Below are 26,225 nucleotides of genomic sequence, written 5' to 3'. Positions count from 1 at the left end.
ATTTTACCTGGTCTTGATGGAAGGAAGATGAGTAAAAGTTACAGAAATGTAATCCCATTATTTGCAGAGCAAGAAAAACTTCGAAAGTTAATATTTAAAATCAAAACAGACTCTTCACTTCCAAATGAACCGAAAGAATTAGAAACATTATTTATGATATATAAAGAGTTTGCGACAGAAGACGAAGTACAGTCATTACGTGAAAAATATGAGACAGGAATCGGATGGGGCGATGTGAAAAAAGAGTTGTTTCGCGTTGTAGATCGTGAGTTAGCTGGACCTCGTGAAAAGTACGCAATGTATATGAATGAGCCGGATTTATTATATGAAGCATTAGAAAACGGTGCTGAGAAGGCACGCGCTATTGCGAAGGTAAATTTAGCGGAAATTAAAAAACGGATTGGATTTGAGAGGGAACGTTAAGCGTTCCCTTATTTTTTTAGATAATCTGTAATAATCTTCTCGATAACAGGAGGAAGATTATTAGGTAATTCATCAAGTGAAAAGAAGCGTAGTTCTTTCGATTCCGTATGGTCGCATACAAGCTCACCGTGGAATTCGCGGCAAATATAAACAACGAGTACACCGTGTACTTGATCGCCATTTGGATAGATTTGAAAGTAATCTGGTCCAGAGTATGTACGGAATAGTTCTGGATTTTTAATAATAAGTCCAGTTTCTTCAAACACTTCTCGTTTTAAAGCATCTTCTAACGTTTCGTTATATTCTAAGGCACCGCCAATAATGCCCCAGCGGTTAAAATCTGTACGGAGCTGCAGCAATACTTCATCTTTTTCATTTAATATAATGGCGTGTGATCCTATTAGAATAAGTGGATGATTTCCTACTAGATTTCTCATATCTTCAATATAACCCATGTCATTGCTCCTTGTATTTAATAATAGTTAGGAAGTTCTTTTAACATTCTTTCTGTTTTACGTGCTGTAAAGGCTAAGTTATGGTCATCTTTCGTTCTGAAAAATAATGTGCGTAAAAAGGTTTTAATATTGGCACATAAAATACAATACTCATTAAGCGAAAGGCGTTTTCTAATTTGAGGAAGCCTTTTTATTTTTTTATGAATAATAGAAATTAAATCGTTCTGAGGAAAATCATGATACAGCATTGCTAGTAATGGAGTAACGATGCGTTCATCTTCGTTATTATGAAAAAGGTCAGATGGAATAAAGATTTTATTTAATAAACAATGAATTAATTCTTCGTACCATTCAAAAGTTGTATACGTATTATGAACAATTTCAGTAAAGGCATCAGATACATGAGCAAGACAATGAGCCCATCCTTTATTTTCAATATAGCCCCGAAAATCCGTTTCTAAGTTTGTGTATGTAATGAGTTTATTTTTTATTTCTTCGATATCCTCCTCTGTACAAAAGTAGTGCGAATTAGCGAATTGGAGTATTAACGCAATTAACGAAACAGTGTAAGAACGTGTGAAAACCCCATCTGTATGTGGGGAGTAAATGTCACAATATAAATACTCATCACTTAAACAAGTTTGCAGAAGTAATTTCAGCTGATCGTCCATAAGGAATTCATGATGAATGAAATGCGCAAAACATTTATATATAAGTTGGTAACGAACGTAGCTATCAGTCGTTCCGATATACTGAAGCATGTTCAAAGTTAACTCATTTACGTCTATATGTTGCAGTTGCGTGTAGTCATTTTGTTGTATAAGCTCTAACTGTTGTTGCAATGCTGTAATATCCAATGGAGAACCTCCTCCGCACTTTAAAGATGCGATCTTTTCTAGTATTCTATATATTCAAGGACAATCCTGCTCATGCAAGGAGAACGATTAGAAATTCGAGTATGATATAGATGAGGGAAGAATATGACGACGATAGAACAGTTAGAAAAACATTTTAAAATAAGAAGAAGTGCTTCTTCTATTATGATAAAAGAAAATAATGCAGAGATTTTTACAGAAGAGCAATTAGAGGAAATGATGCAATATTGCGTTGCTGAAGCTAAAAAAGATGGATTAGAAAAACTACATTTTGAAATCTCTTCAAAAAGTCCAAATTATGATGTGTATAAAAAATGTTTTGAAACGTATTCATTTGAATATGTTACGGAAAACATGATTGTATTTAAAGATATATACGAAGTAGAAGATGTAGAAAGTGAAATTGATTTTAAGCTTATTGAAGAAGTTGGAGAAGAGGCTTTTTATTCACTGTGGAATGAAGCAACGGGAGAACCAGTCGCTCATGATCAATTTGTGCATATGATGCTAGAAGAAATTGGTGAGCAGTGGAAAGAACATTGTTTAATAGCGAGTGTAGGTGAAGAGCCGATAGGAATTGTAATTCCACATATTGAAAGAGGTGCGTTAGAAGAAGGGAAACTTATGTACTTCGCAGTTACTCCAAATATGCGTAATAAGGGATATGAAGCTGCGTTATTTGCAGGTGCGATGTTTGTCTTAAAGGAAATAGGTGCATCTTATTATATTGGTGAGACAAATATGCAAAATGAGTGGATGAAGGATGTTTTTGAAAAGAACGGATGTCAGCTGCTTAGTTCAACTGAGAGATATGTGAGAAAGTTTTAGGAGGATGAATGATGTATACTCTCGAACTCGTATAGCGGGAGGGGACTATATATGTTAAAGCAATCCATGCATTCATTCGTGTTATTGTATCCAAATGTATTGTTAGAAGGCTGGAATGTTGAAAAAGTTTCAGAACGTTATGAAGGTGAAAAGTGGGGAACTTTTTGGTTTCAGGTTGTTACTCCAACTGGGATGTTTCGAGTAAAGGAATTTTTTCTCGATATAATAGAACCAGTATTTCCGGATAGCTGTATTTCTCAAGCAAAAGGAGATTGTTTTCAATATAAAGGGCTTGTGTATTGGAAAGGTGTAAATTATAAAGGAAAAGAAAGTTACGTTACATCTATATGGAAAACACAAGTTGAAATTTCTGTTGATCATGGATATGTAAACCAAGACGAAATGGAACGATTTCTATTTGAATTACAACCAGTAAATATGGAGCTTGGGAAAACGATATTACATACATCATTTCACTTATTAAGCTTTCAAGCGAAGAGAAGTGAAATGGGTGAGATAGGAAGATGTAGAGAGTGGAATGCTCCAGATGACGTATCCTATGTAAATTTGTTAATTCATGAAAAACTAAATTGGAAACTTGAATCGGTCGGTTTCGGAAATGACGAAACGCAGTATGTATACTGGGACGAAGTTAATAAACTATATGCACTTTGGGTTTGTAGACATAAAAACAAAGCGTATTATCCTATTTCTTCATGGACAATGAACTATGGCCCAAAACAAATTATAAACGGGTTAGAGTTTTATTCGCACCCTAATCGCGGAACAGTTGTATACGAAGATTTAGGTAATGAACAAATCGCATACGTATTTCGCGGTAATCCATGTACAAATTTTGAACAAGTAAAAGAACTTTTCGCCTGTTTGTAAGATAAAAAGAAAAATGAGAACGACAAAGTAGTTATTCCTATAATAAAATAGAGTAAGATTTGACTATAAGAGAAAGCGTTGGTGAAAGAATGGAGCAGCAAAGAAATTGGCTACAAGCAACTGTAGAGAGAAATGAAGATAATACGTTACAAATAAAATGGGAAAATAATATAGAAGAAGTTCGTATTTATTGGAGTACTTCACCAGAACATATTGAAGAAACTGGAGAATTACTTGCAACTGTAAATGGAGAATTATCATATACAATTGAAAACCCGAGTGAAAATGAACGTCCATATTTTAGATTAGTAGGAAGTAATGGACAAGCAGTAACAGTAGCTGAGCGTAGATTGCCATTACAAGGTGCGTTTAACTTCCGTGATATGGGTGGATATGAAACGACAGATGGACGTAAAGTGAAATGGGGCAAATTATACCGTTCTGAAGAATTAGCAGGACTAACAGAGTGGGATATCGACTATTTACAAAAGTGTGGTTTAAAGTTAATTTGTGACTATCGTACAGACTTTGAGGTAAAGCATAAGCCAAATCCTGAGATTACAGGTGCTCGTCAAGTGTGCTTACCAGTTATGCAAGACTTAGCGAAAGACTTAAATATAAATGAGTTTTTCCAAGTTGGTGACCTTTCTATGTTAGGAAAACCAGGTGAGTATCTTGTGAAAATGAATCAAGATTTCGTAAGTGGCAACGAGGCATTCGTGAGCTTCTTAAACTTAGCGCAAAACCCGGAAAACTTACCGTTAGTAAACCACTGTACAGCTGGAAAAGATCGTACTGGATTTGGTTCAGCATTATTACTACTTTTACTAGGTGTACCAGAAAAAACAGTAATGGAAGACTACTTACTAAGTAACGAATTCCGTGAAAAGCTAAATGAAAAAATGATGGCCTTTTTAGGTGCGAAATTACAAAACGATGAGAGCAGAGCGATATTAGGTGCAATGTTTGAAGCACGTGCTGAATACTTGCAAGCTGCGATTGGTGAAATTCAAAAGCAATACGGATCAGTTGAAGCATACGCTGAAAGGGCTCTTGGCTTTACGAAAGAGTCGTTAGAGGAAATGAAAGAGTTATTACTAGAAGATTAATAAGTAAAAGGAGGCTGAGCGGATTAGCCTCCTTTTACTATTGTTGCTATAATTTTGTTAATGAGGATGTTGTGCACCGAGGAGAAAATGGATGAAAAGAACTTAAGAATCGGGGGATAAAATGATTTATACACGTGTAAAAGCAGAGGGGTTAAGAGAAAAGCTGGCAACAATACTAAGTCAAGAGTATAAGGAACTAGCTATTCAAGATTTAAAGGTGATTGGAACGGGAGTGCAAAATATTGTTTTTCAAGGAGATTCAGAAAAGGGGTCTTTAGCATTTCGAGTACCGTGGGAAAGAGAAGTGGAAAATATAAATGAAGACTTATTTAACAGTCGGATTTCGTTGCAAAAGGAAGCGGAGCTGTCTAAGTATTGTTATTCAAAAGGTATTCCAGTACCAAGGATACACGGATTGCATCTTTCAACCGAACTTGATTTTTTAATTTCGGATTGTGTGTATGCTGATCGTATGCCAATTTCCGCATGCAAAATAGGGGAGTTAGTGAGCAAGCTTCATAGTATGCCAATTGATGGTTTGTATTACAAACAAAATATTAGAGAGCCCATTAGTAAGTATATAGCAGAACGAATTGTGAAACGGATAGAAGGGTTTAATACAATCACGAACTGTAAAATCAATCTTCCGAATACAAAAACAATTGAATATATTCTTAGTACAGCAGATCATGTAAAATGTTTATTACATATGGACATTCGACCAGCCAATTTAATCGGGTATAATGGAGAAGTTAAAGCAATAGTTGATTGGGATAACGCTTTAATTGGTCATCCATTGCTGGAGCTTATGAGAATAGCTGAAACAAATGAGGTTAGTTGGGATGAATTTAAAGATGGATATAAGAATGATAGTATCTTTAATGTTACTCCTCATATTGTTAGTTTATTTTATAGACTAGATACTGCGGTCATGCTAGCAAACTTATTTATAGCACATTTGAAAATAAAAGATAAAGGTGTATTCTATAAAGAGCGGGTTAAAGCGCTTCATCACGAAATATATAAAAATTTATAAGCAATGAGAACGAAGCTTTTAAAATAGGAATTGAGGAGAACATCATGAAATACAAAGTTATATTATTCGACGTAGATGATACATTATTAGATTTCCCTGAAACGGAAAGACACGCATTACATAATGCGTTTGTACAGTTTGATATGCCTACAGGGTATAATGATTATCTTGCAAGCTATAAAGAGATTAGTAATGGATTATGGAGAGATTTAGAAAATAAAATGATTACGCTAAGTGAATTAGCAGTAGATCGATTTAGACAATTATTTGCACTTCATAATATAGACGTAGATGCACAGCAATTTAGTGATGTATATCTTGAAAACTTAGGGAAAGAAGTACATCTTATAGAAGGCGCAGTACAATTATGTGAAAATCTACAAGATTGCAAGTTAGGTATTATTACGAATGGATATACGAAGGTGCAACAATCAAGAATCGGAAATTCGCCTTTATGTAATTTCTTTGATCACATTATTATTTCTGAAGAAGTTGGTCATCAAAAACCAGCACGTGAGATTTTTGATTATGCGTTTGAAAAGTTTGGGATTACAGATAAATCAAGCGTACTCATGGTTGGAGATTCGTTAACTTCTGATATGAAAGGCGGAGAAGATTACGGCATTGATACGTGTTGGTATAATCCGAGTTTGAAAGAGAATAAGACGAGTGTTAATCCGACTTATGAAATGGAGAGTCTTCTACAAATTTTAGAAATTGTAGAAGTGGCGGAAGAAAAGGTAGCTTCATTTTAATTGTGCTGATATTTGTCGAAAAATCGATATATTGAAAAAATCGTTGATATATTGTAAGTTGTGATAGATATATTGAAAAAATCGTTGATATATTGTAAGTTGTGATAGATATATTTGAAAAATCGTTGATATATTGTAAGTTGCGATAGATATATTTGAAAAATCGCTCATATAAATTTATATACTAAGATATAGAACAAAAAAATAGAGCTACTATACAAGGTCATTCACGTGTTATAATGCGTGAATTAAATATGCGTATATAAATAGTTTCCTAGCGTGATGCGATGTCATGTATGATTAGTGTAACAACTAGAGGTGAATAAAGGATGTTAACGTTTTTATTTGAGTTAGACAAGAATCTCCCGCAGAAGGATGAGCCACGGTATGATGCTTATTCAAAGGGCTTTATCGAAGGAGATGTAACGATTTGCGCGAGTGACAGCGTATTTTTTCAAAAATCATGTATGAAGGTTGCAGAGCTGGGGATTTATTTAGGTCAGTGGATGGAACAAGTTCAACATGGGCAGAACGTGCCTATGAAATATGAAACGGCTGACCGTGAAGAGGTAATTCTTAGTTTCTTCTACGAAGAGGATCATAATCAATGGAATGTTTTTTCCAGCTGGCAAGAATTTGAACTTCAAGAGCGTATAGCTACTATAACATTAATAGAGAGTGTTCAACGCTATTTGTATGAGTTAAATAAAGAACTGCGCATGATAGAATATCCTGTGACGTTTGATCAGTACTTAAGAGGAGAGCGAATGATGCAGCTCTCTTACAAACGACCGTGTGATAGTAAAGCAGATACGACACCGATAGAGGTTTATAATGGAAGTGAGCAAGTAGGTGTAGTAAGGGGCTATTATAAAAATACGCTGATGAGAGTGCTTGATTTTATTCCGAAAATTGGTAGTAATATTATTTATGAAATAAAGGATAGTAAGGACAATATTCGCGTCATTGCAAAGGATGTAAGTAGGCAGCGCCAAAGAAGGATTTTAGTAATGTACAAAGATAATCATGATGCAGAGCATGAAATACTTGTATGTGACGGAAAGTTATTGGATGCAAATTTCTTATTTACCTTTACATATAAGGCAGAAGAATACGTTGTTCATAAAACTTCATTTGGAATGGGAAAATTATTACGAAAAGGCTATGTAATTGCAGATTGGAATATTCGTCTTGAGGAAGATATGTATTACATTGAGATGAATGTATATGATGGAGATTACATGGAGGATCAATACTTACTATTAGGCGTATTTCATGCGGTTTTATATGGATAATCAATGAGAAATACCGTCATTCTTCTTGGAAAGAATGACAGTATTTTTTTATTTATCCTCAAAAATATAAATCTCATCAATCGTACTATGTAGTGCCTTCGCTATATCGTGAGCAAGTTGTAAGGAAGGATTGTATTTACCTTTTTCGAGATGACTAATTGTTTCACGTCGCACACCAACGCTCTTCGCTAAATCTTCTTGTGTCATGTTCAATTTGGCACGGTATTCTTTTATCTTCGTTACGAACGCCATGGTGCATCTTCCATTTCATCAACAGGTTTATCATAAAAGAACATAGAAAAGCCGAATGTAAGAATGAGTGTGCCGAAAATAAGAGCGATATCAATCTCTTGTAGCGTAGGGTTTGGAAATAACATTTCAATAAACATAATGATTGTAGTAGTTAGTAACGTAACGATAAATGCATTGCGACACGATTTATTGACAATTTGTTCAAACAGTTCATCGTGTTGAACTGTTCTATACGATGTGAAAAAGGAGAAGAAACAGAACATAGTAAACAATCCTTTTTCATAAAAAAATCCGAGGAAACCGAAGAAACCGAGAAATCCTAAATATTTTATCCAAGTTGTTTTCATGATAGGTCCTCCTTACGTTGTTAGAAATAAGTCACGTTATGTTACAAATATATCACAATTGGATAGGAATGGTAATAATAGTTTTCCAGTTTGCTTCATAATAATAGTAAAAAGAGGAAATATGCTGCGAAATAAAGAGGATAATATTGTAAAATGGTTGTAAGGAGGGGGAGGAAGAAATGCTAACTTGGATCATGATCGTTGTATTACTTGTAGTGATTACTGTCATTGCGACGGTGTTAATTGGGCGGAATGGTGATGCAAATTATAGCAAAGCGACAAAGGGGAATATTAAACGCTTAACAATGATTTATATTATACTAGCTGTCGTTTTAGTTGTTGGATTAGGGGTGTATATTTATTTTAAAGGTTAAATATACTGAAAAATGTAAAAATCTTAAAATAGAACTATGCTATAATATCAATATAGTTATTTGGTAATTAAGGAAAGGATTGGATGGAATGATTGAAATTACGAATGTGTCAAAAAGTTATAATGGGTCTACCTATGCAGTAAAAGACTTAAGTTTATCTGTACCTAGCGGCGAAATCTTTGGATTTTTAGGACCGAATGGTGCGGGTAAATCAACGACAATTAAGATGATTACTGGTATTCACGGGGTGGACAAAGGGACTATTACGGTTAACGGAAAAAATATTATGGAAGAGCCGATGGAAGCGAAGAAGACGTTTGGTTATGTACCAGATAGTCCAGATATGTTTTTACGATTAAAAGGAATTGAATATTTAAACTTTATGGCCGATATGTATGAAGTGCCGAAAGAAGTACGACAAGAACGAATAGAGTCTTTAGCGAAGAAGTTTGATCTTTATAATGCTTTATCTGATCAAATTCAAAGTTATTCGCACGGTATGAGACAAAAAATCGTTATTATTGGTGTGCTCGTACATGAGCCAGATGTATGGATTTTAGATGAACCATTAACTGGGCTTGATCCGAAATCTGCATATATTTTAAAAGAAATGATGAGAGAGCATGCGGATAAAGGAAAGATTGTATTTTTCTCTACACACGTATTAGAAGTAGCGGAAAAAATATGTGACCGGGTTGCTATTATTAATAAGGGGAATTTGCAGTTTAAAGGAAATTTAGATGAAATGAGAGATCATTTTAAATCCAATGAATCACTTGAAAAAATGTTCTTGGAGATGACGGGCAATGAGTAAAATTTGGACGTTAACGAAGGTACTATTAAAGTTAAATTACGCAGATTTTATAACAGATAAGAAGAAGCGATGGGCGTATGTATTTTCATTTGCAGCTATTTTATTTGTCGGCTTTTTACTGTTTGGTTCTATCACGCATGCAATGTATGAGGGAATGATACATTTAGGGCAAGATCCAGGAATGATTATCGCAATGGGACTTGCGATTGCGAGTATATGGGTATTTTTAATGAGTATTACGAACATTTTAACTGTATTTTACTACAGCAATGATATTGAAATGTTATTACCATTACCATTAAAACCAGCGCAAATTATTTCAGCCAAATTTTTAACAGTATTAATTACACAATACGTAATGAGTTCATTTATTTTATTACCGATCTTTATTACGTACGGTTTAAAAAGTGGAGCATTTATTACATATTACATATATATGATTTTCATTTACTTACTCTTCCCAATTGTGCCGTTAGTACTAGCTTCGTTACTGATGACAGTTATTATGAGGTATACAAATATAGCGAAAAATAAAGACCGAGGAAATATATTTATTGGAATCGTAAGTATACTATTTATTGTAGGAATTAACGTATTTTTGCAGTGGAAAAATAAAAGTTCGTTTTCTGAAGATGCAATTGCGGATTACCTTGCAAACAACCAGTCTTCTTTTTTAGTACAAATGACAAACTATTTTCCAACTACATATTTTGGAGCAGTAGCATTAGTAGAAAATGCAAATTGGAAGGGACCTTTATATGTAATAATCTTTGCAGTTATTTCATTTGTCTTCTTTGTGTTGTTTTATTACATAGCAGAGCGTACATATTTAAAAGGGGTTATTGGACTTTCAACGAGTACAGCAAAGAAACAAGTTATTTCGGCGGAAGGTTTACAGAAATCAACAGTACAAAGTTCGCATTTAAAAGCGTATGTGAAAAAAGAATTTAAAACGTTATTCCGTACACCACAATTTTTCTTAAATTGCATTGTACAAACTTTCGTTATGCCAATTATGTTGTTCTTTATTTTATTTGTGCAAGATGGAAACTTAAAGTTTATTACAGAGTATATTAACAATCCAAAGACAACAGGATTTGCAATTGGTGTTGGTCTTTGTGCATCGTTATTTTTAATGGGTAGTAACGTCATTGCAACAACGTCATTTTCGCGAGATGGAAGCTCTTGGTTTGTGAATCGTTATTTACCAGTAAAGGCTTCGGATATCTTTTTTGCGAAAGCAATCACTGCTTGGTTAATTAATGTAATCATTTTAGCAGTATTCGGTATTACGATGGCAGTTGTAGCTGGGATTTCTCCAGTCTTCATGATACTGTGGTTTTTACTAAGTGCGAACGGGTTACTGTTAATTAATTTAATTGGAACACGCTGGGACGCACAAACTGCAGATATTCATTGGGATACAGAGCAGAAATTATTTAAAAGTCGATATACAACTTTATGGAATTTTTTAGCTAATATTTTAATAGCTTTAATTATTGTGGGGGGAGTAAGTGTATTATACTTCTTCCTTCATGTCGGACTGTGGGTTATGTTTATCGTTTTATTTGTAATGTTTACGATTGTAAATTATATCTTTATTAAAATGTTAAAATTAGGTGCTGAACGTATACTTTCAAATATTCAATAAGAAGATAGATCCTCTGTATTCATGCAGGGGATCTGTGTATAGATGGAGGAGAAAAAGGTGAAGAAAATAGCAATTGTAACAGGGGCAACTCGTCTGAATGGAATTGGTGCAGCTGTATGCAAGGTGCTTGCTCAAAAGGGGATAGACATTTTTTTCACGTACTGGCCAAAGTATGATAAAGCGATGCCATGGGGAATGAGTGATCAAGAACCCTTTTTGCTGAAAAAGGAAATTGAAAGTTACGATGTTCGATGTGAAATGGCAGAAATCAATTTATCGCAGTCTTATTCGCCAAATCGTTTGTTTTATATGGTATCAGAACGGTTAGGTGATCCATCTATTCTAGTTAATAATGCAGTATATTCTACTCATACGAGGATTGAGGAATTAGATGTAGAGCAGTTGGATAAACATTATACAGTTAATGTTCGGGCTACTATGCTATTAAGTTCATTGTTTATAAAACATTATTCACTTAAAACGGGCGGGAGTATTATTAATCTTACTTCAGGACAGTCAGTAGGTCCAATGCCAGATGAACTAGCATATGCAGCAACGAAAGGGGCAATTGAAGCATTTACAAAGTCAGTAGCACCAGTTGCGATGGAGAAGGGGATTACAGTGAATGCTGTAGATCCAGGACCGACGAATACAGGATGGATTACAGAGGAGCTGAAGCATCATTTAGTATGGAAGTTCCCGCAAGGTAAAGTAGGAGAACCGGTGGATGCTGCGCGCTTAATTTCTTTTTTAGTAAGTGAAGAAGCGAAATGGGTTACTGGGCAAGTCATTCACTCGAATGGTGGTTATTCATAAAAATATTATGTTAACAAATGTTGAGAAACAAAAAACGAAAGAAAATTTTATTTTTTTGTATAAATAAAATGTCAAGAAAGATAAAAATTTGATAGAAGAGTATATCGTCATATGAAGATCGTAATTCTTAATGTGACAATATACTCTTTTTCTTTTACTTGCGAGTAGAAAAATGAAGTAGAAGAAACTCGAATATTAAAATGAGTTTATCAGTTTTTGTACGTATTATTATGAAGATTACTGTCGGAAAGATGATAATTCGTATGAAAAGGGATTTTTTAAGGGGGAATCGAATCGTAAAGGGGAGGATAAATTATGTAAAACATAGGGGGATTTATATGAAAATGAAAAAGGTCGCTATCGCATCGATAACAATTGGTACAATGCTTACTATGGCAGCTTGTAGTCCTTCAGCAGATAAAGAAACGGAAAAGAAAGAGCAAGTAACTGCGCAAAATGATGGAGAAGCAAAAACGACAAGTGCAGATGAAGCGTCAAAAACAACGAAAGATACTGAAAAAGAAACAAATACTTCTTCAAATGAAAAAACAGATAAGGATGCAAAAAATACGAAAGAATCATCAGGAACAGAAAGTAATGGCAAAACGTCAACTCAAAACGAGAATGTAAAAACAAAAGAAAAAGAGACGACAGGAAAAACGAATGATCAAACGACTAGTGGGAAAACAACAGATCAAAGCACAAGCACAAACAATAACGGAAAGACAACGAAAGATCCGAAGAAAAGTGTTGCTGTGAAAACGAATGTTAAAGAAGTTGTAGCATTAATTGATAGCTTGGACAAGCAGTTAGCTGCTAATCCAAAATTGGAAACAGTGAATAAGCTTGGCAAACAAATTAATGAAAAGTGGGATGTGATTGAAAAAGAGCTAGAAGCATCACATCCGACGGATTCTAAAACAATCGGTCAAAGTATGTATCCGTTAATTGTAGGAGCGGAGAAAGAAAAAATCGATATTAATAAAATGAAATCATTAACGACGAAAACAAAAAAAGATTTAAATCAGTTATTGACGAAACTTTCATAGTTTCAAAAGCCTACTCGTGTGAGTAGGCCTTTTTTAGGTTGTTGTAATGTGCATAGTATAACTTATTTATTTTCATTTTCAATTACGATGCGAAAGGAACTGAATGCTTGTTGACTAACATAATCTTCTTCGCTAACTTTAAAAGGAAATGGAAAAGCGACGAGTTGAAAATTACTTTCCTGATCTACTGAAGGCAATGTGAAATTAAAGGTTTGTCTCGTTTCAGGTGCAACCTTAGTATAAACGACTTTTCTATTGTTAAATATTTCAACTTGTTTCCAATCTTTAAAAGCCACGATTGCGTAAGTCATTTCATCATTTGTTTCATTACCGTTTGATAAAATTAATTGCTTGCCTTCCTTTTCAAAGAAGACAGTTTGTAAGTTCTCTTCACGGTTCGTAACAAATACTGGTTCGTAAAGACCATCTTTTAAAATAGCATTTGGATCTATAAGGGAGAGTTTTATTTTTTCGTTTTCTTTCTGAAGAAGATGCATTGAATACCGCATACTTAGAATATCTTCTAAAATAGCTGCTTTATTTAAGTTATTATCTTTTAATTTGTATTCAGGTTTTTTAATTATTAAAAAGGTTAATTCACTTGCATCAGGAGAAGTGTGTAAAGAGATTTTCGTAGTCATTGAACTGTTTGGTTTCATATCAAAAAAATAGTGTGATATTTCAGTAGTAGTATCTTCTATTTTAAAAGGTTTTTGTTCGTAATCTTCTAGAACAATTAATCCATATTTTCGGTTTTTGTTAATAGTATGTACGAATGATAATGATACATTAATTTTATTATCCTCACTAGTAATTGTACTACCGTTGTTAATATGTTGGCCTTGATTATCCTTCAATCCGTAAGAAATAGTATTGGTTTGTTGCCCTCTCTTATTTTCTTTAGAAGGTGGATGAGGTTGTATGATTGAGGTATTGAACAAAATATAAATTGTAAGTAATGAAATGAGTAAAACACCGATAATAATATATATTTGTTTCATAAATAGCACCTCAATATATGTAAAGTATTAGAGAAAAAAGATATGCAAGATGCATATCTTTTTTCTCTTTCTTACCAGAAGGCTTTTGTTTCGTGATTCACATCATTATAACCACTTAATTTATAGGTATGATTACCGATAGCGTAATCATCTCCATAATAAACGCTTGTGTTGGTCGCTGTAGCACTGACAAAGGATGATTTTTTTGCACTATTACTTTTCGTATTTACTAATGAGCCATCGCCATTGAAAGTTCTTGCTTTTGCATAAACATAGTCTTCGGTCGTAGTTGATTTCGATTTCGCAACTGCATATGGGTTACCAAAAAAGGGAGTATATACGCTAATGTTAGAGTCATTCTTAGGTGCAGCTGCAACAGTCAAACTAGGAACACTAGATGTTTTTGTTGATTGAATTGTATCAAAGTCAACTAAAACGGGCTGCTTGTCTACAGTATCGACCTCTGAAGCACTTGCGTTATTAGTAAAACCAAAACCTAAAACCGCTAACCCTAAAGTTGTCACCGATAAAGATTTTTTCATATTCACTAATTTTCCCACCTTTTTAAATTTTTGAGTTCGAACTCAATTCATACAATATATGAAAATTTCGAAACTCTCAATGGTTTATCCCATACTTAACTTTTCTTTTACTTTCGATTCAACATGTCTTCATTTGCAAAAAAGCGAATATATCTTCTAATGCTTAGCCAGCAAGGGATACAGGTTTAATTTTATGAAATTCATGTAAATTTAAATCTATTCATGTCAGAATCTCTGTTATTTTTAAGTTCATATGGGAAACTTATTAAAAAAAGGATGGTGACAAAAATGACAATCGATCGAATTTGTACAATTGGACCCGCAAGTAATAATAAAGAAACGTTAGCACAGTTAATAAAGAATGGTATGAAAATTGTTCGACTGAATTTATCGCATGGCACGCATGAAAGTCATAAAGACATCATTCGTTTAGTGAAATCATTAGATGACTCTATTAAATTTTTGGGTGATGTACAAGGTCCTAAAATAAGATTAGGTGAAGTGAAGGGAGAGCAAATTACACTTCAGGCAGGAGATTCTTTTATTTTACATACACAACCAGTTACAGGGAGTAATACAGAAGCAAGCGTTGATTATGAAGGAATTGCGAATGATGTGAAAGTAGGCAGTAGAATTTTAATTAATGATGGAGAAGTTGAATTAATTGTTGAAAAGATAAGTACGGATAAAATAGAAACGAAGGTAAAAACAGGTGGCAATATCTCATCTCATAAAGGAGTTAATTTACCAGATGCGGCTGTTCGTTTACCAGCTATTACAGAGAAAGATAAAAAAGATATTCAGTTTCTTTTAGAAGAGAATGTTGATTTTATCGCGTGTTCTTTCGTAAGAAAACCTAGTCATATAAAAGAAATACGAGATTTTATACAACAGTATAAAGAAACGTCACCTAATGTAATTGCAAAAATAGAAACGATGGAAGCAATCGAGAATTTTCAAGATATATGTAAAGAAGCAGATGGAATTATGATTGCAAGGGGCGATTTAGGAGTAGAGTTACCGTATCAATGCATTCCGCTTTTACAGAAAATGATGATTCAGGAATGTAATCGAACGAATACATATGTCATTACAGCAACACAAATGCTTCAATCTATGGTAGATCATTCTATTCCAACAAGGGCAGAGGTGACTGATGTGTTTCAAGCTGTACTGGACGGGACGAATGCAGTTATGCTTTCAGCTGAAAGTGCATCAGGAGAACATCCAATCGAAAGTGTGAGAACATTACGTCTCGTTTCAGAATTTGCGGAACATGTTAAAAAAGATGGACCTTTTGCGATGAAAGATGTACTGGAGTTACTGCATAAATCACTGAATGAGTGATGAATAAAAACACGAGGGCGGATATGCATCCGCCCTCGTGTTTTTCATTCATACTATTCTTGCTCTTGCTCATCCAAAATCTTTTCAAACGCAGCAGATACTTTATCAAACTCTTCATCATTTTCAATGTATGAAAACTCATTATCTTCTTCTACTTTTAAAAAGAAAATATCAATGTCTTCCTCAGTTTCTGTTTGGATATCTTCAACAAAGGCAACTGCAATATATTCTGCACCTTCGACATCCATCGCTCCAAGTACTTCTACTTCTTGCTCTTCGTTATTCTCATCACTAAGAGTAAACACTTCGCCAACTTCAATATCAGACATATTCATTCTCCTCCTGTTCGACTCTAAAAATAGAGCACTCAAACTGTATACATACTAACATATCTTTCCATGAAAAACCAAATTCATACGTAAGAAAACAATTGATTCTTCTTTAGTATGAGTATACAGCTATTAGGAGCATTATTTGTCGTGCTATATTACTTAATCCATTCAACAATTGTATCCATAGTCTGTCTTGTTTTATCACGCTTTGGCTCTTCTTTACGGTAACCAAAGGCAACCATAACTGATACTTCAAGATTATCGCCTTGTATAATGCCTTCTTGACGAAGTAAAGAATCTACTTCCTCTTTATCAAATCCTTCTATTGGACAAGAATCAATACCGATTTGAGCTGCGCTCGTCATCATATTACCTAAAGCGATATAAGATTGCTTGGATGCCCAATCAAATACAGCACGATCGGATTGTAATAAGTTAAAATCTGTTTCCTGGAACTTTTTGAAGAATTCATATCTAATTTTTTGAGTGTCTTCAGGCAATCCAATAATATCGTTCATCATATATTTAATATACTCTGCATCATAATGCATATCTTTAATGTTTCTTGAAAGAACAATAACAAAATGACTAGCTGTTGCAAGTTGCCCACCAGCGCCCCATGAATACGGTTGTAGTTTTTCTCTTAATTCTTTATTTTGTACGACAATAAATTTCCAAGGCTCATATCCAAAAGAAGAAGGAGATAATCTGCCTGTTTCTAAAATGAATTTGAAATCCTCTTCTGAAATTTTGTGCATAGGATCGAATTCTTTACATGCATGTCTGAAATGAAAAGCCTCCATAATCTTTTCTTTTGTAATTTCGTTTGTATTTGTCATAAAAGTTCCTCTTTTCATGAATTTATTTTTGTAAGTAAATTATATTTTTAAAGTAACATAGATACAAGTACGCACATTTATGTGGTATAGTATCAAAAAAGATACTATTGGTAAGGGAAGGGATTTATTATGGATTGTTCAAATGAAAATAATATAAATTACCCATTTTTAAATAAATATTCTTGTCCAGTTGAAGCTATGGTTGAGGTGATTGGAGGGAAATGGAAAGGGGTAATTTTGTATCATTTATTAGATGGTACAAAGCGCTTTAATGAATTAAAAAGATTAAAACCAAATATCACACAAAGGATGTTAACACTGCAGCTGAGAGAACTTGAAGCTGATGGGATTATACATCGTGAAGTATACCGTGAAGTACCACCTAAAGTTGAATATTCGTTAACTGAGCTTGGTGAATCACTGCGTCCAGTGATTCTATTAATGATGGAATGGGCAACTCATAATATGGAGAAAGTTTTGGAGAGTAGGAATGCACAAAATAAAAGTTAATAGATGAAAGTGGTATAGTAGAGAAGGATATGAATTTTCCTTAAATTGGTAGTGAAATTAGAAAAACATATATTATTAAAATAGGTAATTGGATGTTAAAGTTTTGTAAGATTAAATTGAGTATAATTATTTTATGTAAACTAATTGCCCGGTTATCTATCAAATGAAAAATCTATGTATCGTTGATATAGTGTAATTTATGATAGATATATTCGGAAAATCGTTAATATAATTTCACTTATGAAGGTGTTGTTCATTAAAGGAAAAGGGCTGTCATGCGCGGACAGCCCTTTTTTGTTTACCCGATTTACATTTTGAGAATACTTCACAGTCATAACGTAGTAGGCGTAGTAAAATATTTATTCAATGTATTATTTTTCAAAGAAGTAAGCGGAACCTTCATCTCACTACCTTCCTTCATATTCCGCAGCACAACAGTGTTTGTACTAAGTTCTTCTTCACCAATAATAAGCACATAAGGGATATTCTCTTTATTGGCATAATTAAGGGCACGTTTTAATTTGCGTCCTGCTAGTTCGAGTTCGATTTTTAAGGAAGTGGTAGAACGTAATTGCTGGGCAATTTGTAAGCATTGTAATTCTGTCCCGAGCGGGATGATAAATAGATCCGCTGTAGATGAGATTGTTTCTTTCTGCGATAGTGCTGTATAAATAACGTCTAAACCGAATGAAACACCGACTGTTGGATAGTACATATTATCACCACGGAATGCTCCGATAATGTTATCGTAACGGCCGCCGCTACCGATGCTAGATGTAATCGATCTATCTTTTAAAAAGATTTCATATACAGTACCTGTATACATTGTGAGTCCTCGCGCTAAAAACGGGTTGAATATCGTATTTTCATTTATTCCAAGGGCGATTAAATATTGCTGTAATTGTTGCAATTCGTTTACGCCATCGGCAACGAGTTGGTTATTGAAAGCTTCTTTAAAGTCAACAATTGTAAGCTTTAGACAAGATAATACAGTATTACATATTGTATCAGCCATTTCTTCAGAAATGCCGCGCTCTAATACATCTTTTCGTACACCATCAATCCCAATCTTTTCGATTTTGTCTAATGATAAAATGACGTCACTTGTTAATTCAGTAGGGATGTTAATGGCCTGAAGAATACCATTTAACAATTTTCGGTTATTATATTGGATCGTTATCTCTAAGTTTAATGTTTGGAACAGCTCAAACGCCATGCTCATGAGTTCCGCTTCTGCCATGACTGATTCTACACCGACTATATCAACGTCGCATTGTATAAATTCACGAAATCTTCCTTGTTTAATTGGCCCATCTCGAAATACTTTCCCAATTTCATAACGTTTAAAAGGGAGGCGAAGATTCGGATTCATTGCCACAACTTTTGCGAATGGAATAGTTAAATCGTATCGTAAGGAAAGCTCACGTTTTCCCTGATCCTCAAGTGTATATATTTCTTTTAAAATTTCATCGCCACCGCCGTACTTGTAAGACATAAGCTCATACATATTTAACGTCGGTGTCTCTAACGGTTTGCATCCGTATCGTTCAAACGTATCTTCACAAGCCCTTTTAATTTTATTTCGCAGCACTTGCTCCTCTGGTAAATAGTCTTTTGTGCCTTTTACATTTTTCATTTCCATTGTAATCACTCCTATTTTAAAATTAAAAAAAGCTATGCGGGTATAAAAATACCCACATAGCTTTATGAACGCTTCGTGGGTCAACAGGAAAAGCCCTGTACCCACGAAGAAAAATTTTTCTTCGGATACACGGCGTTACGTATGATGATGAAGTTGGAAAGAAGCATTAAAATTTCGCATTACAAATCTCTCCTTAACATAAGTTTTTCCAAATTATATCAGATGATTTTTGAATTATCAATATTTTTAGTTTTGAAATATACGTGAAGTTATGTAGGAGAAATGGAAAAGGGTGTATAATAAAACTTAATAATATGAAATAACCTTTTAAGGAGAACGTTATGAAAAAAGATAAAACAAATGCGATGCGAATATTAGATAAAGAAAAAATTGAATATTCGATGATGTCATATGATCCAGACGATGGGAAAATTGATGGCGTATCAGTAGCCGAGAAAATTGGACGAGAAGTGAGAGAAGTATATAAAACGTTAATCGCTCAAGGGAATAGTAAAAATTATCATGTGTTTATTATTCCGGTAGATGAGGAACTAAATTTAAAAGCTGCCGCAAAAGCAGTAAGTGAAAAGAAAATTGAAATGATTCCTGTTAAAGATATTACGAAAGTGTCAGGATATATTCGCGGTGGTTGTTCACCAGTCGGAATGAAGAAGTTATTTTCTACATGTATTGATGAAAGTGCCCAATCACTTGAAACGATGATAGTAAGTGGCGGGAAAATTGGTATACAAATTGAGCTTAAAGTAGATGACTTGGCGAAAGTGACGAGAGCGCAGTTTGGAGAGGTAACGAAGTAAATATACATAGGAAAAGAAGTTCTAGTTTTATCCCGCTATTTGCCGGGCAGTAAGACCCTCATCTCAAATTTCGGCGGAAGCAAAGAAATTAGGTGGGGATCAACTGCCCGTAAAAGCCCGATTGGTGAGGGCTGATTGTCCTTTTTTATTTACAAACTGGATAAAGATTGAATGTTTAGTTTGATATAGGCATGTAATCTGAATTGTTTGTTTGGCTTTGGGAGAAGGTAAAACCTCGATGCAAGAACTTGAAATAAACAAGCAGGGTTTATTCCTAAAGATAGACAAAGAACCGGAGAGTGTTTAATGAGGAGTCAAGCAATATCCATAAGAAAGCACCAATTGGGGGATGCCAGTATTTTTGAAAAAACACGCTAATAGTATGCAAGATTTTATACAGTTTTTTGGCTAATCCAGTAACAAACAAGAGCACTAAAACCACGTTAGGATAGGAATGTATATAATATGTATAGATTCATAGAACTAAAAAAGGGTTCACTTGTGAGAGCAGGGTTGTCCTTTTTCCTCGCTAACGCTAATGATGGGTTATGTTAACCTCATATGTATAGAATATACAGTTAACTAAAAATGAAAAGTTTACAATTAAAAATGAACAATAAAAAACAGTAATGTAAAATCACTACTGTTTTTTATTGTTTCTTATAAGTGAATCATTTGTACTCCTGTCTATATAATTTAAACGAATAAATAGCTCCAATAAAGAATACAAAAGCTTCAAATAATATAAAGATTTGACGAAAATTCTCAATATCTTTACCAACTAAAGAAATAAATATAGCATTCATTAGAATTTGAGTAGTAAACATACGAGAAGTAAATTTTAAATAAATAGCATTTGTTCTTTCAACCGGTTTACCAATTTTTTTGTAAATAATAATAAGTGCAATTACTGAACCAAAAAATAGAAGTGCTGTAAGTCCTACAACGATATTAAAATTGGCTGTACTTTCTAACATCCATTTATTTAATAGATCGATCATTATTATCTTCCTTTCCTACATAAGAGAATATTTTGTTCTTCTTTTTCACTATTTTCTTTGGAAAACATAGTGAATTACGAGAAAGAGCGCTACAAGATCAACTTCTGAGAACAAAAATTATGTAAATAAGCTGTTCACTGGATTCTCATAGAAAACTTTGGTGAGATAAAATTTTTGATTTTGTAGCACTTTAAAATCTTAGCTAGAGGGCTATTTATCGGTATCTCACAATAAAAAGGCAGGAACATATCAAATATGTTCCTGCCTTTGATTTTATTAAGTTTAATATCTATGACCTAAATATAATAGAATTTGGAGCTTCTTTTTATTTTAAGTAAATTGGGTAATTAGACTATAACATTAATGTTTATCGTTGAATATCATAATAATATAATGGAGGTGATGTTATATGGCTCTTACTACAGGACCAATTGAAAACGTAGGAAATCAACCTGCTAATGCAAATAAAGTTAGGGTGAAGATCCTTAACCGTACTGCGGGCCCACTTACTGGAGTAGCTAGAGTTTTTAGACTTGACGGTTCATTAGTATTAATTGAACAGGTAAACTTCAATGTGAATTCTAATGCTTCTACTTTTGCAACTCTAAGTTTAGTTCATCCTGCTCTTGGACAAGCATTTGAATATGAAGTTCAAATTGTTCCTAATCAACCTGGTGGACTATATAGTGTTTATGGACTAACAGCTGAAAATGTTATTATTACTGCACAACGTGTTGTGAACTCAGAATTGACACAGTTTCTTTAATTAAAATAGATTGGTGCCTACATGGTATCCAATCTATTTTTGTACGTATTATTCAGAGAAAGAAAGGTTTTACACAAAAATAAAGATAGTTATGGAAAAGGGAAAAGTCGAGCTATCATCTTAATTTTTATTATTTCTGTCTTAGACCGTATCTGTTTTGTGGCACGGTTTTCTTTGAATGCATTTTATTCAAACTGTTTTTTAAAGTATTTATCAAATATGCATTATTGCATAAATAAATTTAAATTTATAAGTTAATATTAAACTACTTTTTAGTTGTAAAGAATATGTTAATAATCTTTATAAGAAAAGGATATTCCTTGTAAAAAGTGAAATTGTTTGGAATGTGAATAAACAAAAAGTTTAGAAGTGATACAGACTGGATAGAGTCTTGTATTAAATAAACAGAAAAGGGGTATGGGTTTCTAAAAGGTTTCGGGGGTTAGAAAGCACTTTTTAGTTAATAGCTTTAAATTATATTTTAAAGGGGAATGGGTATATGAAGTTTCGAAATACAAAGATTGCTATGGTTACACTATCTTCATTTTTTATTTTAGGTTCTGCATCTCTATCATTCACAGATACTATACATGGTGAAGTGGTTCCTGCATCAGCACAGGAGATTATTGTAAAAAATTATGACGATACATATTATAATAACGCAATAGGAAAAACGGGGTTAGAATTAAAGAAGGAATTGCATAATATTATTGATAATCATACAAAGTTATCATACAGTGCGGTTTGGGAAGCGTTAAGAGATACTGATGAAGATCCGAATAATAAAAATAATGTGATACTCTTATATACTGGTCGTTCGCAAGGGAAACTTACGAATGGATCAGGAGTAAATAACTGGAACCGAGAGCATGTTTGGGCAAAATCTCACGGTGACTTTGGAACGACTGCAGGACCTGGAACAGATCTACATCATTTAAGAGCGACGGATGTATCTGTAAATAGTTCACGTGGAAATCTAGATTTTGATAACGGTGGTGTAAATCATTCTGAAGCGACAGAATGTAAATATGATAGTGATTCTTGGGAACCTCGTGATAGTGTAAAAGGAGATATTGCTAGAATGCTGTTTTATATGGCTGTTCGTTACGAGGGAGACAACGGCGAAATAGATTTAGAACTAAATGAAAAAGTGAATAACAATAAAGATCCATACATGGGGAAACTATCTGTCTTATTAAAATGGAATGAACAAGACCCGGTCGATGATTTAGAGCGAAAGCGTAATGAAGTGATTTTTACAAAATATCAACATAACCGCAACCCTTTTATTGATCATCCAGAATGGGTAAATAAAATCTGGAACTAAGATTTTTAAAGGTATTATATTTTGATAAAAGGGATTGATCATTATGATCAATCCCTTCTTATATTTTTACTAGAATAAATGATTTTTATAGGACTAGTGAGGGAAATAGAATAGATATTTATATGGAACGATAGTACTTATTTATCTAGTTAAGTATTTAGTAAGGTCCCCACTCAATATTCACCCCAACAATAAGAAAAACAAGTCCAATGATAAACCAAATGAGTGCAAGTGGAGCCATGAAACGAATCCATTTTCCATAAGAAATCCCGCTTGCTGCGAGAACGCCCATTAAAACACCGGAAGTTGGATTTAAGCAGTTTACTACACCTTCTCCGAGCATAACAGCCTGTACTGTAACTTGGCGTGTAATGTGCATGAAATCAGCTAATGGAGCTAATATCGGAATGAAAATAACCGATTCTCCTGTCCCGGATGAAATAAGGAAATGTAATGCAGCACTACTTACGTACATACCGATAACGCCAAATACAGGGCTTTGTCCTTCAAGAGACTGTGCGAGCTGGTTAACGATAGTATCAAGTAATTTGCCTTGTTCTAAAATGACTGAAATACAGCGAGCCATTCCGACGATTAAAGCACCGTAGATAAGATTTTGGCAGCCAGTTAGAAAAGTGGATGCGATATCGTTTGCTTTCATGCCACCTATTATTCCTGCTGTAATTGCTATGAAAATAAAAGTAGCGGTCATTTCTGCGTCCGTCCAATGTAGACGAAAAGCGCCTATTAAAAATGCAATTAATGATAAAGCTGAAACGAGTAAAATTAATTTATGACGTATCGTCCAAGGGACTTCTTTTTTCTCTGTTTCTTTTTCGCTTGAAAGAGCGTTACTGGGAAACCAGTTGTCGCCAAGGATGCTTCCTTTATTTGATTTTTTCAAGCGTTTTACATACCAATTTATATAAAGGATAGTGGCAAGTAAAAAAGATATATAGATTGCGGTGCGTAAACCAATCCCGGAAAACATCGGAAGTTCTGCGATCTTTTGTGAAATGCCTAAAGGTGAGGGAGATAAAATAGTAGCATTAAAACCAGCATAAGTGCCTAAATAAATAATTGCTACACCGACGATAGCGTCCCATTTTAACGTGCGTGCAACGATGATGCCGATGGGGATAAAACCGATAACTGAGTTAACGATAATACCAGTCGTTCCAAGAATAGAAAAAAGCGCAGCAACTATACAAATGAAAAGTAATTGCTGATTACGAAATTTGTTAATAACATGATAGATTAAACCGTCAAGAGCACCTGTTTTTTCAAGAATTGCAATAGCTCCACCTGTAAATAAAATTAGAAAGATAATAGGAGCAGCAAGTGTCATTCCTTTTTCAATAGCGGTAAAAAAAGAAACAAATCCTACGGGTGATTGCGGAACAGAATGGTAGCTACCTGGTATTGTCGTTGTAACGGTCCCGTTTGTAACCCTTTTAAATTCTCCAGCAGGAACGAAGTACGTAGCAATGGCGCAAAGTAAGGCAATAAAAAATAGTAGTACGTACGCATCAGGCATTTTAAACTTTTGTTTACTAGGTTGTTTTTTTGCCTCAGTTTGTATTTGCATAAAATCCCTCCTTCTTCACTTGGTTAATTTTCAATATTCTGAATTTAATCTGTGAAATAGATTATAATAAAGGTAGCTTCTTAAGGCAATAGTTTTTGTATCCTTTTCCCGCACGTACAAATTATTGCAATATTAGACAGGGAAACGATAATAAGCCAAGAATATGTTATGTAGAAAGAAAAAGGAAAAGAGGGAACAAGATGTGGAAAACTACTGATCTATGTGATGAATTTGAAAAGGAATTACAAATATGTCGCCAGTCTTTTCGGTCTTTTGGGAAGAAAGAACAATTCCACGGGAAAATTGCAACTGTAAAAGTGAAAGATGATAATGTACTAGTGAAGGAAGGATTGCAAACATTACCAGAAGGAACAGTATTAGTTGTTGATGGCGGAGCGTCTACGAATTGTGCGTTACTTGGTGATAATTTGGCAGCTATTGCGGAAGAAAGAAAGCTAGCAGGAATTATTGTGAATGGGTATGTTCGTGATTCTAGTGAACTAAAGAATATTAATATTGGTATTTTAGCGTTAGGAGCGATGCCAAATAGAAGTGTGAAAGAAGGAAAAGGAGAACGAAATATTTCATTGCACTTTGGACAAGTGGATTGGAATCCAAATGAATATGTCTATGCGGATGAAGATGGCGTCATTATTAGTGAAAAGAGTTTACATCGTTAAGAGTTAATAAGTTATTATTCTTAGAAAATAAATCCGATAAAGCATGGACAAAATTCTTTGTCAATAGTAAAATAATACAGAAATTTAAAATTTACAGAATGTATAGGTTTATCGTTTTACGATAACTTAAATGGAAGTAAGTTGTGCCAAGAAAAGTGAATGTTATCACAATGATACGTTCATAAACAAAATTATTTTTCCTATACAAATATAGCCGCGAATAATGCGGGTAGGAGGTGTTGTACATTTTTGTTCGACACTTACAAAAAGAGAGTGTCAATCGCACGCCCTTGAAGGGCCTTTTTTTGTGTAAATGGTAGTAAGGGAGGAAATTTTGGGATGGCAATGTTGAAAAAGTGGCTGCTTACGTCGTTAATGGCAGTGACACTTGTATTTGTTTCTTTTGCGAATACAGTACATATTACGTTTGCTGAAGAAAATACAGCAAAACTTGCAATTATTGGGGAATCACAAAAGGGCATTATGTTATGTCCGAAAGAAGAGCAAATTAAAGATGGGGAAACAGCTTTAAGTTTGCTGCAAAAGGTCATGGGGGACAAAGTAGAATCTGAAACGATGTCGTTTGGAACATATGTAAAAGGAATCGATGGTTTAATGGTCGGGGCTACAAGTGCTTGGCTATATGATGTAAATGATAAGTCTGCAGAAGTCGGAGCAGATAGTTATAAATTAAAATCTGGAGATGTTGTTGTCTTTCGCTTTGTTTCAGACTGGAGCAATATAAGCCAGGAAACATTGAAAGAAACGTTAGATAAGTTCGGGACGTGTAAAACAGAAGAACCTAACGGTGGCAAACCAGAAGAACCAAAGACGGATGATCCAAAACAAGAAAAACCAGAAG

At 34.1% G+C, this 26,225-nt stretch carries 30 protein-coding genes; 19 read left to right on the top strand and 11 right to left on the bottom strand.

Features of this window, described 5'->3' with window-relative positions; translation table 11 throughout:
* On the top strand, nucleotides 1-423 hold a 423-nt coding region (locus MR107_RS23285; RefSeq protein ID WP_472926407.1), incomplete at its 5' end, for a nucleotidyl transferase family protein.
* An 8-nt stretch (nucleotides 424-431) separates the two neighbouring features.
* On the opposite strand, the gene MR107_RS23280 is transcribed toward MR107_RS23285, so the two are convergent.
* Nucleotides 432-878, bottom strand: coding sequence for an NUDIX hydrolase (locus MR107_RS23280; protein ID WP_242292771.1), 447 nt, complete (start codon nucleotides 876-878; stop codon nucleotides 432-434).
* A 17-nt stretch (nucleotides 879-895) separates the two neighbouring features.
* The gene (locus tag MR107_RS23275; protein ID WP_000355451.1) at nucleotides 896-1,735 is read right to left on the bottom strand and encodes a DUF2785 domain-containing protein; all 840 of its coding nucleotides are present in this window, start codon (nucleotides 1,733-1,735) and stop codon (nucleotides 896-898) included.
* A gap of 123 nt (nucleotides 1,736-1,858) precedes the next feature.
* Here MR107_RS23275 and MR107_RS23270 point away from each other — a divergent pair, with 123 nt between their 5' ends.
* The 6 genes from MR107_RS23270 (at nucleotide 1,859) to MR107_RS23245 (ending at nucleotide 7,667) form a co-directional block, all read left to right on the top strand.
* Nucleotides 1,859-2,581 carry a GNAT family N-acetyltransferase gene (locus MR107_RS23270; RefSeq protein WP_086404511.1) on the top strand — a complete coding sequence of 241 codons (723 nt, stop codon included), beginning with the start codon at nucleotides 1,859-1,861 and terminating at the stop codon, nucleotides 2,579-2,581.
* A gap of 51 nt (nucleotides 2,582-2,632) precedes the next feature.
* Nucleotides 2,633-3,472: a hypothetical protein gene (locus tag MR107_RS23265; RefSeq protein WP_059303583.1), complete on the top strand. Its 840-nt coding sequence runs from the start codon at nucleotides 2,633-2,635 to the stop codon at nucleotides 3,470-3,472.
* 89 nt (nucleotides 3,473-3,561) lie between these two features.
* Nucleotides 3,562-4,581 carry a tyrosine-protein phosphatase gene (locus MR107_RS23260; protein WP_242292770.1) on the top strand — a complete coding sequence of 340 codons (1,020 nt, stop codon included), beginning with the start codon at nucleotides 3,562-3,564 and terminating at the stop codon, nucleotides 4,579-4,581.
* A gap of 121 nt (nucleotides 4,582-4,702) precedes the next feature.
* Nucleotides 4,703-5,617, top strand: a complete 915-nt coding sequence (locus MR107_RS23255) for a phosphotransferase family protein (protein WP_242292769.1) — start codon at nucleotides 4,703-4,705, stop codon at nucleotides 5,615-5,617.
* A gap of 44 nt (nucleotides 5,618-5,661) precedes the next feature.
* On the top strand, nucleotides 5,662-6,372 hold the full coding sequence (locus tag MR107_RS23250) for a YjjG family noncanonical pyrimidine nucleotidase (RefSeq protein WP_017657573.1): 711 nt from the start codon (nucleotides 5,662-5,664) through the stop codon (nucleotides 6,370-6,372).
* Between the two features lie 329 nt (nucleotides 6,373-6,701).
* Complete coding sequence (locus MR107_RS23245; RefSeq protein ID WP_242292768.1) at nucleotides 6,702-7,667, top strand: tubby C-terminal domain-like protein; 966 nt, start codon at nucleotides 6,702-6,704, stop codon at nucleotides 7,665-7,667.
* Nucleotides 7,668-7,715: 48 nt separating this feature from the next.
* Here the strand turns inward: MR107_RS23245 and MR107_RS23240 are convergent, their stop codons facing one another.
* Both MR107_RS23240 and MR107_RS23235 read right to left on the bottom strand, forming a co-directional pair.
* Nucleotides 7,716-7,919 (bottom strand): helix-turn-helix transcriptional regulator, encoded by a 204-nt coding sequence (locus MR107_RS23240; RefSeq protein ID WP_242292767.1) that lies wholly within the window; start codon nucleotides 7,917-7,919, stop codon nucleotides 7,716-7,718.
* Nucleotides 7,907-8,266: a DUF3796 domain-containing protein gene (locus MR107_RS23235; RefSeq protein ID WP_000859227.1), complete on the bottom strand. Its 360-nt coding sequence runs from the start codon at nucleotides 8,264-8,266 to the stop codon at nucleotides 7,907-7,909. Before MR107_RS23235 ends, MR107_RS23240 begins: the two co-directional genes overlap by 13 nt.
* Nucleotides 8,267-8,445: 179 nt before the next feature.
* Between MR107_RS23235 and MR107_RS23230 the strand changes: the two genes are divergently transcribed.
* The 5 genes from MR107_RS23230 (at nucleotide 8,446) to MR107_RS23210 (ending at nucleotide 12,970) form a co-directional block, all read left to right on the top strand.
* Nucleotides 8,446-8,640, top strand: a complete 195-nt coding sequence (locus MR107_RS23230; protein WP_000958863.1) for a hypothetical protein — start codon at nucleotides 8,446-8,448, stop codon at nucleotides 8,638-8,640.
* An 88-nt stretch (nucleotides 8,641-8,728) separates the two neighbouring features.
* Nucleotides 8,729-9,454, top strand: a complete 726-nt coding sequence (locus MR107_RS23225) for an ABC transporter ATP-binding protein (RefSeq protein WP_098771646.1) — start codon at nucleotides 8,729-8,731, stop codon at nucleotides 9,452-9,454.
* The gene (locus MR107_RS23220) at nucleotides 9,447-11,105 is read left to right on the top strand and encodes a putative ABC transporter permease subunit (protein WP_242292766.1); all 1,659 of its coding nucleotides are present in this window, start codon (nucleotides 9,447-9,449) and stop codon (nucleotides 11,103-11,105) included. The genes MR107_RS23225 and MR107_RS23220 overlap by 8 nt, the downstream gene beginning before the upstream one ends.
* 57 nt (nucleotides 11,106-11,162) lie before the next feature.
* On the top strand, nucleotides 11,163-11,921 hold the full coding sequence (locus MR107_RS23215; protein ID WP_000716965.1) for an SDR family oxidoreductase: 759 nt from the start codon (nucleotides 11,163-11,165) through the stop codon (nucleotides 11,919-11,921).
* A gap of 338 nt (nucleotides 11,922-12,259) precedes the next feature.
* Nucleotides 12,260-12,970, top strand: a complete 711-nt coding sequence (locus MR107_RS23210; protein ID WP_000782542.1) for a hypothetical protein — start codon at nucleotides 12,260-12,262, stop codon at nucleotides 12,968-12,970.
* Nucleotides 12,971-13,032: 62 nt separating this feature from the next.
* Here MR107_RS23210 and MR107_RS23205 read toward each other — a convergent pair whose 3' ends face one another.
* A complete protein-coding gene (locus MR107_RS23205; protein ID WP_242292765.1) occupies nucleotides 13,033-13,971 on the bottom strand; it encodes a hypothetical protein in 939 nt (312 codons plus the stop codon).
* 71 nt (nucleotides 13,972-14,042) lie between these two features.
* On the bottom strand, nucleotides 14,043-14,519 hold the full coding sequence (locus MR107_RS23200) for a hypothetical protein (RefSeq protein ID WP_001056356.1): 477 nt from the start codon (nucleotides 14,517-14,519) through the stop codon (nucleotides 14,043-14,045).
* Nucleotides 14,520-14,801: 282 nt separating this feature from the next.
* Between MR107_RS23200 and MR107_RS23195 the strand changes: the two genes are divergently transcribed.
* Nucleotides 14,802-15,860, top strand: coding sequence for a pyruvate kinase (locus MR107_RS23195; protein ID WP_000151078.1), 1,059 nt, complete (start codon nucleotides 14,802-14,804; stop codon nucleotides 15,858-15,860).
* 53 nt (nucleotides 15,861-15,913) lie between these two features.
* Here MR107_RS23195 and MR107_RS23190 read toward each other — a convergent pair whose 3' ends face one another.
* Together MR107_RS23190 and MR107_RS23185 are read right to left on the bottom strand one after the other, a co-directional pair.
* Nucleotides 15,914-16,195 carry a DUF1292 domain-containing protein gene (locus tag MR107_RS23190; protein ID WP_002005464.1) on the bottom strand — a complete coding sequence of 94 codons (282 nt, stop codon included), beginning with the start codon at nucleotides 16,193-16,195 and terminating at the stop codon, nucleotides 15,914-15,916.
* 152 nt (nucleotides 16,196-16,347) lie between these two features.
* Nucleotides 16,348-17,031: an NAD(P)H-dependent oxidoreductase gene (locus MR107_RS23185; protein ID WP_000185712.1), complete on the bottom strand. Its 684-nt coding sequence runs from the start codon at nucleotides 17,029-17,031 to the stop codon at nucleotides 16,348-16,350.
* Nucleotides 17,032-17,160: 129 nt separating this feature from the next.
* Here MR107_RS23185 and MR107_RS23180 point away from each other — a divergent pair, with 129 nt between their 5' ends.
* The gene (locus tag MR107_RS23180; protein ID WP_242292764.1) at nucleotides 17,161-17,541 is read left to right on the top strand and encodes a winged helix-turn-helix transcriptional regulator; all 381 of its coding nucleotides are present in this window, start codon (nucleotides 17,161-17,163) and stop codon (nucleotides 17,539-17,541) included.
* 331 nt (nucleotides 17,542-17,872) lie between these two features.
* Here the strand turns inward: MR107_RS23180 and MR107_RS23175 are convergent, their stop codons facing one another.
* Nucleotides 17,873-19,183, bottom strand: coding sequence for a histidine--tRNA ligase (locus tag MR107_RS23175; protein WP_242292763.1), 1,311 nt, complete (start codon nucleotides 19,181-19,183; stop codon nucleotides 17,873-17,875).
* A gap of 341 nt (nucleotides 19,184-19,524) precedes the next feature.
* Between MR107_RS23175 and ybaK the strand changes: the two genes are divergently transcribed.
* Entirely contained in the window at nucleotides 19,525-20,001 is a 477-nt protein-coding gene (ybaK, locus tag MR107_RS23170; protein WP_000710860.1) for a Cys-tRNA(Pro) deacylase, read from the top strand.
* A gap of 671 nt (nucleotides 20,002-20,672) precedes the next feature.
* Here the strand turns inward: ybaK and MR107_RS23165 are convergent.
* A complete protein-coding gene (locus MR107_RS23165; RefSeq protein ID WP_242292762.1) occupies nucleotides 20,673-21,002 on the bottom strand; it encodes a 6-aminohexanoate hydrolase in 330 nt (109 codons plus the stop codon).
* Nucleotides 21,003-21,411: 409 nt separating this feature from the next.
* Here MR107_RS23165 and MR107_RS23160 point away from each other — a divergent pair, with 409 nt between their 5' ends.
* Entirely contained in the window at nucleotides 21,412-21,768 is a 357-nt protein-coding gene (locus tag MR107_RS23160) for a hypothetical protein (RefSeq protein WP_001229415.1), read from the top strand.
* A 499-nt stretch (nucleotides 21,769-22,267) separates the two neighbouring features.
* Nucleotides 22,268-23,095, top strand: coding sequence for an endonuclease I family protein (locus tag MR107_RS23155; RefSeq protein ID WP_000672193.1), 828 nt, complete (start codon nucleotides 22,268-22,270; stop codon nucleotides 23,093-23,095).
* A gap of 157 nt (nucleotides 23,096-23,252) precedes the next feature.
* On the opposite strand, the gene MR107_RS23150 is transcribed toward MR107_RS23155, so the two are convergent.
* A complete protein-coding gene (locus tag MR107_RS23150; RefSeq protein ID WP_025686826.1) occupies nucleotides 23,253-24,683 on the bottom strand; it encodes a YfcC family protein in 1,431 nt (476 codons plus the stop codon).
* 200 nt (nucleotides 24,684-24,883) lie between these two features.
* Here MR107_RS23150 and rraA point away from each other — a divergent pair, with 200 nt between their 5' ends.
* A complete protein-coding gene (gene rraA / locus MR107_RS23145) occupies nucleotides 24,884-25,363 on the top strand; it encodes a ribonuclease E activity regulator RraA (RefSeq protein WP_078186751.1) in 480 nt (159 codons plus the stop codon).
* Nucleotides 25,364-25,702: 339 nt separating this feature from the next.
* The coding region (locus tag MR107_RS23140; RefSeq protein ID WP_242292761.1) for a DUF4430 domain-containing protein at nucleotides 25,703-26,225 on the top strand (523 nt) is incomplete at its 3' end.

Origin of the sequence: Bacillus cereus group sp. BfR-BA-01441, from assembly GCF_022663075.1 — a bacterium.
GTDB classification, from domain to species: Bacteria; Bacillota; Bacilli; order Bacillales; family Bacillaceae_G; genus Bacillus_A; species Bacillus_A cereus.
Note: the sequence above shows the minus strand (reverse complement) of the source record. Positions and strands in the feature narration are given on the sequence as shown.